5 protein-coding genes are annotated in these 6,336 nt (G+C 69.0%); all 5 read right to left on the reverse strand.

Features of this window, described 5'->3' with window-relative positions; all coding sequences use genetic code 11:
- Positions 1–366, reverse strand: a 366-nt coding sequence (locus ON19_RS31050; RefSeq protein ID WP_043700911.1) for an FAD-dependent oxidoreductase, incomplete at its 3' end; no start/stop codon positions are given.
- A gap of 79 nt (positions 367–445) precedes the next feature.
- A complete protein-coding gene (locus ON19_RS31055) occupies positions 446–1,384 on the reverse strand; it encodes an alpha/beta fold hydrolase (RefSeq protein WP_083899727.1) in 939 nt (312 codons plus the stop codon).
- A 108-nt stretch (positions 1,385–1,492) separates the two neighbouring features.
- Positions 1,493–2,164 (reverse strand): carboxymuconolactone decarboxylase family protein, encoded by a 672-nt coding sequence (locus ON19_RS31060; protein WP_043700914.1) that lies wholly within the window; start codon positions 2,162–2,164, stop codon positions 1,493–1,495.
- A gap of 12 nt (positions 2,165–2,176) precedes the next feature.
- Complete coding sequence (locus ON19_RS31065) at positions 2,177–2,995, reverse strand: SDR family oxidoreductase (RefSeq protein WP_043700916.1); 819 nt, start codon at positions 2,993–2,995, stop codon at positions 2,177–2,179.
- A 135-nt stretch (positions 2,996–3,130) separates the two neighbouring features.
- On the reverse strand, positions 3,131–5,824 hold the full coding sequence (locus tag ON19_RS31070) for an ATP-binding protein (protein WP_043700918.1): 2,694 nt from the start codon (positions 5,822–5,824) through the stop codon (positions 3,131–3,133).
- Positions 5,825–6,336: the final 512 nt, after the last annotated feature.

The raw sequence follows: 6,336 nt of genomic DNA on the forward strand, positions 1-6,336 counted from the left end.
TTTGCCACCGAGCTCGGTGAGCCGGTCCAGCAGGAACTTCTCGGTGTCGGCCTGGGAGATCATCAGCGTGTAGGGGTAGGCGGTGGGCAGTTCGCTGAACGGCACAGCCATCAGCAGCCGATCCCGGTCGCGGATCGTGAACGTCGGCGTGTGCACACCGCGGGCGACCAGAGCCGGGACCACACCGTAGGGCTCCAATATCTCCAGAGTGCGCGGATGCACCACCGCCGCGCGAGAGGTATTGGCGCCCTCGGCCTGCCGGTCCACGATCACCACCTCGCGACCCAGTTGCTCCAGCACAACCGCCGCAGTCAGGCCGACCGGGCCGGCTCCGACGATCAGCACGTCCGCTATGGGGTTGTTCATGACGGCTCCTCGAGCTCAGTACTTTTCAGGATCGGAGAAAGGGGCGAATTCACGGTTGTCAACAGATGACTGAGAAGACTCAGCGGAGGAATCCGGTGATCAGCGGGTTGGTTTGCGCGGGGCAATCCTCATGGACGGTGTGCCCGCAGTTCGGGAGGACGGTGGCCGTGGCATCCGGGATGCGCGCTGCCAGGCGGCTGGCCTGGGACGCGGGCAGCCAGCTGTCGGCGCCGCCCCACAGCACGAGCGTGGGCGCGGCGACCCGGGCGAGCCCGGCGTCGGTGAGCCGGTAGTCCAGGTTGCGCCACAACGACAGGAAACCCGCGCGATTGGCCGGCCGGGAGAACGGTGCGTAGAGCTCGTCGATCACCTCTTCGGTGACCAGATGCTTGTTGTGGAAGGTGCCGCGGATATTGTCGGCATAGAAGGACCGGGTGGTGAGATCGGTCGCGAGCTCACCTACCAGAGGGGTGGTGAACAGCGGCGTGACCGGGGCCTTTTCCGCGTCCAGACCGGGCGAGTCGAGCAGGACGAGGCGTTCGACGCGGTCGGGGTGCTGCTCGGCGAAGTACAGGCTCCAGGCACCACCCCACGAATGACCGACGAGCGCCGTCCGGTGCAGGCCCACGGCATCGAGGAAGGTCGCCAGCGCCTGCGACATCGCCGGCAGGTCGTAGGCGAAGTCGCCGCGGTGCAGTTCGGTGAATCCCTGGCTGGGCAGGTCGACGGCATAGACGGTGTGTTCGGCGGCCAGTGCCGGGATCACGTCTCGCCAGGAGTACCCCCACAGCCCACCACCCGCGACGAGCACGACGGGCGATCCGGTCCCGGTCCGGGTGTAGTGGAAACGAGCGATCTCGGTGTCGACATACCGTGACTCCACCCGCGAAAGGTACTGCGACTGATAGCCCAGGGTCAGCGGCTGCCCGTACGCGACGGGAACGACGAAGGCGGCAAGTGCGCCGACCAGCACGGCAGCGATCGCGGCGAGCCGGGTGAACACCGGTTTCGATGTCATGACACAACTTTCTGCTCAGAGGAACCCTGTGCCTCTTGGACGAGCGACCGTTGCCCCGCGTGACGGACTGTGCGGCAGATCACATCTCTGCCAGGTAATTTCGGTCGATCACGGTTCCGTGCCCGGTTCCGGCACGGGGAGTAGAGCCGCGGCGGCGGCCCATGCTCGGGCGAGCCCGAACTCGGCCACGCCGCGGATCAGATCGCGGAAGGTCTCCTCCGTGGCGCCGTCCGCCCGCGCCAGCTCCGCGTGCAGGTGCAGAGATGCTCCCAGGGTCTGATAGAAGATATCCACGACCAGGCAGGTGAGTGCCCGTTCCCGGACACTGAGATACGGGCGGGCCCAGCGCTGGGCGAACTGGTCCTCGGTGAACGCCGCTAGTCCCGGGTCCACGTCCTGCAGATCGCGCACCGCGCGTGCGAGTGCGCCGCTAGGCGGCACTGGCGCGACCGGGCCGGTGTCCTGCGCGGCGGGTAGGCCGAGCTCGGCCAGGCGCTGGAAGGCGGGGACCAAGACGGGGTAGCCCACATAGGGGGCCAGGTGACGGTAGAGCTCCCTGATGGCCTCGGGTTCGACCCCGTTGGCCGTGGCCATCTCCACGTGCATGGCCAGGGGCACGCCCAGATGCGGGTGGCACAGGTCGGCGGTCAGACAGAGAAAAACCTTCTCGCGCGGGGTCAGATGCGGCAGTCCCCAGAGATTGTGGCCCACACCGACGGCGAGCTGGGCGAATACCGGGTCGAGTGAGGTCAGAGCGTCCGCTCCGGCGAGCTGAGTCATGGCGTGATCCGTTCAGGACAGGTCGAGCGCACGCAGGCGCACGGCATCGAGGGTGTTTTGGGGAAGGACACGGCCGAGGGTGCTCATCAACCGGGATTTCTTGCCGACCGGATAGCGGGCGCGCGGTGTGCGGGCGGTCACGGCGTGCAGGATGGCGCGGGCGACCACGTCGGGGCTGGAGCCGGTGCGCTCTTCCTTCAGCGAGGCGGTGGTCATGGCTCGGTAGGCGTCGCCGTACAGTCGCCTGCCGTCTTCACCGATCGCGTCCAGCCGCGGCTCGACCTCGTCCTCCAGCTTGTCGACCGCGGCGGTGTGGGTGGAGCCGGGTTCGATGAGCACCACGGCCACTCCGTGTGGCTTGACCTCCATGCGCAGGGCGTCGTTGAGCGAGCGGATGGCGTGTTTGGAAGAGCACAACGGTCCGCCGAACGGCAGGGTGATCCAGCTACCCACCGAGCCGACCGTGACCACGCGCCCGCGCGAGGCGCGCAGCATCGGCAGCATGGCCTGCGTGACGGCCACCTGCCCGAACACGTTGACTTCGTACTGCCAGCGCAACGCGTCCAGGGAAACGAACTCCACTGGCCCCGTGACGCCGACGCCCGCATTGTTGACCAAGGCATCGAGCCGGTCGAGGCGCTCGGCGGCCTCGGCGATCCGGCCGGCATCGGTCACATCCAGCACGATCGGCGTGACCGAGGGACCGAGCGCTTCACCGTCGGCCTCCTTGCGCACCCCCGCAAAGACGGTGCAGCCCTCCCGGGCCAGCAGCAACGCGGCGGCCCGCCCGATTCCGGTCGACGCTCCTGTCACCAAGACGGTCTTCGACATCGACTGCTCCCTTCGTCGGCTGGTCACAACCGGAACAGTAGGGCGATCGCCGGCCCGGCCGCTTCCGTCGAATGACTGATCGGCGTAGGCGCCGCATCAGTCAACCGCTCCGTCAACCGCCGGGGTGCAGGGTCGTCAATCCAGGAGTTTGCTCAACTCGGCACGTGAAGAAATCCCCAGCTTGGGAAAGGCTTTGTACAGGTGGGAGGAGACGGTACGCGGACTCAAGAACAGCTGAGCGCCGATTTCGCGGTTGGATGCTCCCTCGCCGGCCAGCCGGACCACCTGCAGTTCCTGCGGTGTGAGGGCGGCCAGCGGGTCGCCGGGGCCGGGCGGGCGGACGGCCACACCGGTGGCGCGTAGCTCGCAGGCCGCACGGTCGGACCAGGGAACCGCGCCGAGCCGGTCGAACGTCTCCATGGCGGCCTGCAGGTGGATACGCGCTTCGACGCGACGGCGGTGGCGGCGCAGCCACTCCCCGTAGACGAGGTGGGTGCGTGCCTCTTCGAACGGCTGTCGCCCCTCGGCATGCAGGGCTAGTGCTCGCTCGTACAAACGCTCGGCCGCATCGCCGGAGGCGACCAGCCCTCGGAGCCGATGGAGCACGGCCAGCGGCACGGCCCGGCTGGTGGCCTCGGCCCACTCCGCGTAGCGCCCGAGCCGGTCCTGGGCGTATTGCGGATTTCCCGCCCGGACAGCGGCCTCGATGTAGTCCGGCCAGAAGTACCGCCACAGGAAGGCGTGCCGGGTGGGTCCGGTCAGCGCCCGCTCCATCCGGTCGAGCACCGCGTCATAGCGACCGAGCCCGAAGTCGAGCATCACCCGCGCGCTTTCGGCCCAGCAGGCCGCCGGCATCCACCAGTCGGAGTCGGCATCGAGGATCGCCTGCCCGGCCATCGCCTCGCATTCCGCTTCCGCGCCACTCACCGCGGACAGCCAGGCGTGCACACCCGACAGGTAACCCCGCCACATCGGCTGGCCGACATCGGAGGCCAAGGCAAGGCCGGCAGTCACCGTGGCCCGCGCGGACCGGTGCCGGCCAGCGAGGAGTTGAGCAATGGCCAGCAGCAGCATGGCCTGGGGCATACGCCCCAGCCGCCCCTCTGCCCGGCAGTCCTCGACGAGTCCGGTCGCACCGTCGAGCATGTCACCGATATCGGCTCGGGCGAGGCCCTGAAAGTTGATGAGGAATCGCAGCTCGGGCGGCAAGTGCACGGCGCTGCCCGGCATCGGGTAGGCGAGCGTGGTCACCTCGTCGCCCTCCAGGATCAGGCGGAACGCGCGGACGATCGACCGCACCAGCGCCGACAGCCCCTCGCCTTCCGGGCACAGTTCCTCGATCCGGCGGGCCAGCATCGGCTGGTCCGGGTGGGTGGCGCTGGCCCAGGTGTAGTAGCTCGCCATACCGAGCAGGGACAACCTGGTGGGCAGATCATCGACCGCATCGACTCCCTCGACCAAGAGCCGCACACCCTGTAGCGGCCGCCCCGCCGCGACCGCCAACTTCGCGCGCACATGGGCGAGCTCGGCCAGCACAGACCCCTCCAGCGGTGTCGCCCCGGCCCGCTCCCGGGCGCTGTTCACCAATTCGCCCGCACGCTGCCACAACCCTGCCTCGATTGCGGCGTCGGCCGCCGCGGTCCACCGGTGTACGGCCCGACCGGAATCGGCGGACAACTCCGCCGCGCGAGAAAGCGCCGCCGACACCGCGGCCTGCCCGCCGCGCTGTTGTGCCCGCAACGCCAGGCTCTCCAGCTGTCCGGCCACTTCCTCATCGGGCTGCAGGGTGAGCGCCGCCAGGTGCCAGGCGCGCCGGTCTGCGCCGGATGCCTCGGCCAGCGCCCGGTGCGCGGCCATCCGCGCGGACACATCGCAGGCTGTTACCACCGCCGCACGCACCAGCGGGTGGTGGAATTCGACACTCTCCGGCCACACCCGGATCAGCCCCGCGCGCTCGGCTTCGGCGAAGTCGGCCAGCGTGGCGCCGAGCCGGCCGACCGCGTAGTCGAGCACACGTAGCTCGTCGTGGTTGGCGAGAGCAGCGACCAGTAAGCAGAAGCGAGTGGTAGGGGCAAGGACCGCGATCCGGTCACGGAAGCCGCTCAGTACCCTGTCGGTCACCGGCGCCGTTGTAGCGAACAACATCGGAGCCAGGGCGCCGCGGCGCTGCCCGGGCGTGAGCATTCGGGGCATCTCGATCAACGCGAGCGGATTGCCCGCGGCCTCGGCGAGTAACCGGTCGCGTACCGCCGGCGGCAGATCCGCCGCGTGCTCGGCGAGCAGCATCCGGGCCGCACTGTCATCCAGCCTGTCCAATCGCAGCTCGGGTAGCCCCCGTGCGTTGAACCGATCTTCCCGTGCGGCGAACAGCACCACGACGGGCTCGCCATGGAGGCGGCGGGCGGCGAACAGCAGCGCGTCCGCCGACTCGCCGTCCAGCCACTGCGCGTCGTCGACCAAGCAGACCACCGGACCTATCGCCGAAAGTTCCACCAGCAGGCCGAGCGTCGCGAGCCCGACGAGGAAGCGGTCTCCCCGGGTGGCGTCCGCGAGGCCGAGGGCACCGCGCAACGCCTCGGCCTGTTGCCGCGGCAGCGTCTCGACCTGATCGAGCACCGGTCCGAGCAGCAGATGCAAAGCCGCGAACGGCAAATCGGCCTCGGACTCCACCCCAGTCACCCGCAGCACCCGCGCCTGGGCTCGCGCGGCGGAAGCTTCCAGGAGCGCCGACTTCCCGATACCGGCTTCGCCCCGCACAATCAGTGCGCCACACCGGCTTTCCAGCAACTCCGCGAGGACGGTCAACTCCGCCCGACGCCCGTACAACATGGCACTCCAAAAAGAAAACAGCTGTCGGAAATAGTGCACCGGACGGTACCGCGTGCGGGCACCGCACGGTCGCCACCGCACAGTGTCTCCGGTGGGGGCCGGATCGGTCGCTGACCGCGGCCGGTGCCCTCACGACGTGTTGGCTGCTGTGTAGAGCACGCTGTTGAGCCGTCGATTGCCGCCTCTGTGCAGGCGGTGTGGTGGCCGGTGCCCGACTCGGAAACGCGCGCTGCCGCCGAACCAAGCACACAAATTCCCCTACCCGGCGGCAGCGCCCCCGGGGCATCACACCGAATAGTTCGCCGCCGCTATCACGGGGGCGCGGCGTCTGGTGCGCGGAAGTCTTCCCGCGCACCAGACGCATCCGTAACCTCAGTTGCTCCCGCGTCTCAACCGATACGCCCGCGCCTGCCGAAGCCGCTATCCGCGTGCGGCGTTCGCGCTCGTGATGAAATCGATCTGGGCGGGTGACGGTCCACAGAACTCGCTCTCGATCCGGTCGGCCTCGCCGG

It is taken from the genome of Nocardia abscessus NBRC 100374 (genome assembly GCF_000308455.1).
GTDB classification, from domain to species: Bacteria; Actinomycetota; Actinomycetes; order Mycobacteriales; family Mycobacteriaceae; genus Nocardia; species Nocardia abscessus.

What these genes read in the sequence shown, in the direction of transcription:
- ON19_RS31055 (WP_083899727.1), bottom strand. Translation starts at nt 1,384, where the DNA reads ATGACATCGAAACCGGTGTTCACCCGGCTCGCCGCGATCGCTGCCGTG.
- ON19_RS31060 (WP_043700914.1), bottom strand. Translation starts at nt 2,164, where the DNA reads ATGACTCAGCTCGCCGGAGCGGACGCTCTGACCTCACTCGACCCGGTA.
- ON19_RS31065 (WP_043700916.1), bottom strand. Translation starts at nt 2,995, where the DNA reads ATGTCGAAGACCGTCTTGGTGACAGGAGCGTCGACCGGAATCGGGCGG.
- ON19_RS31070 (WP_043700918.1), bottom strand. Translation starts at nt 5,824, where the DNA reads ATGTTGTACGGGCGTCGGGCGGAGTTGACCGTCCTCGCGGAGTTGCTG.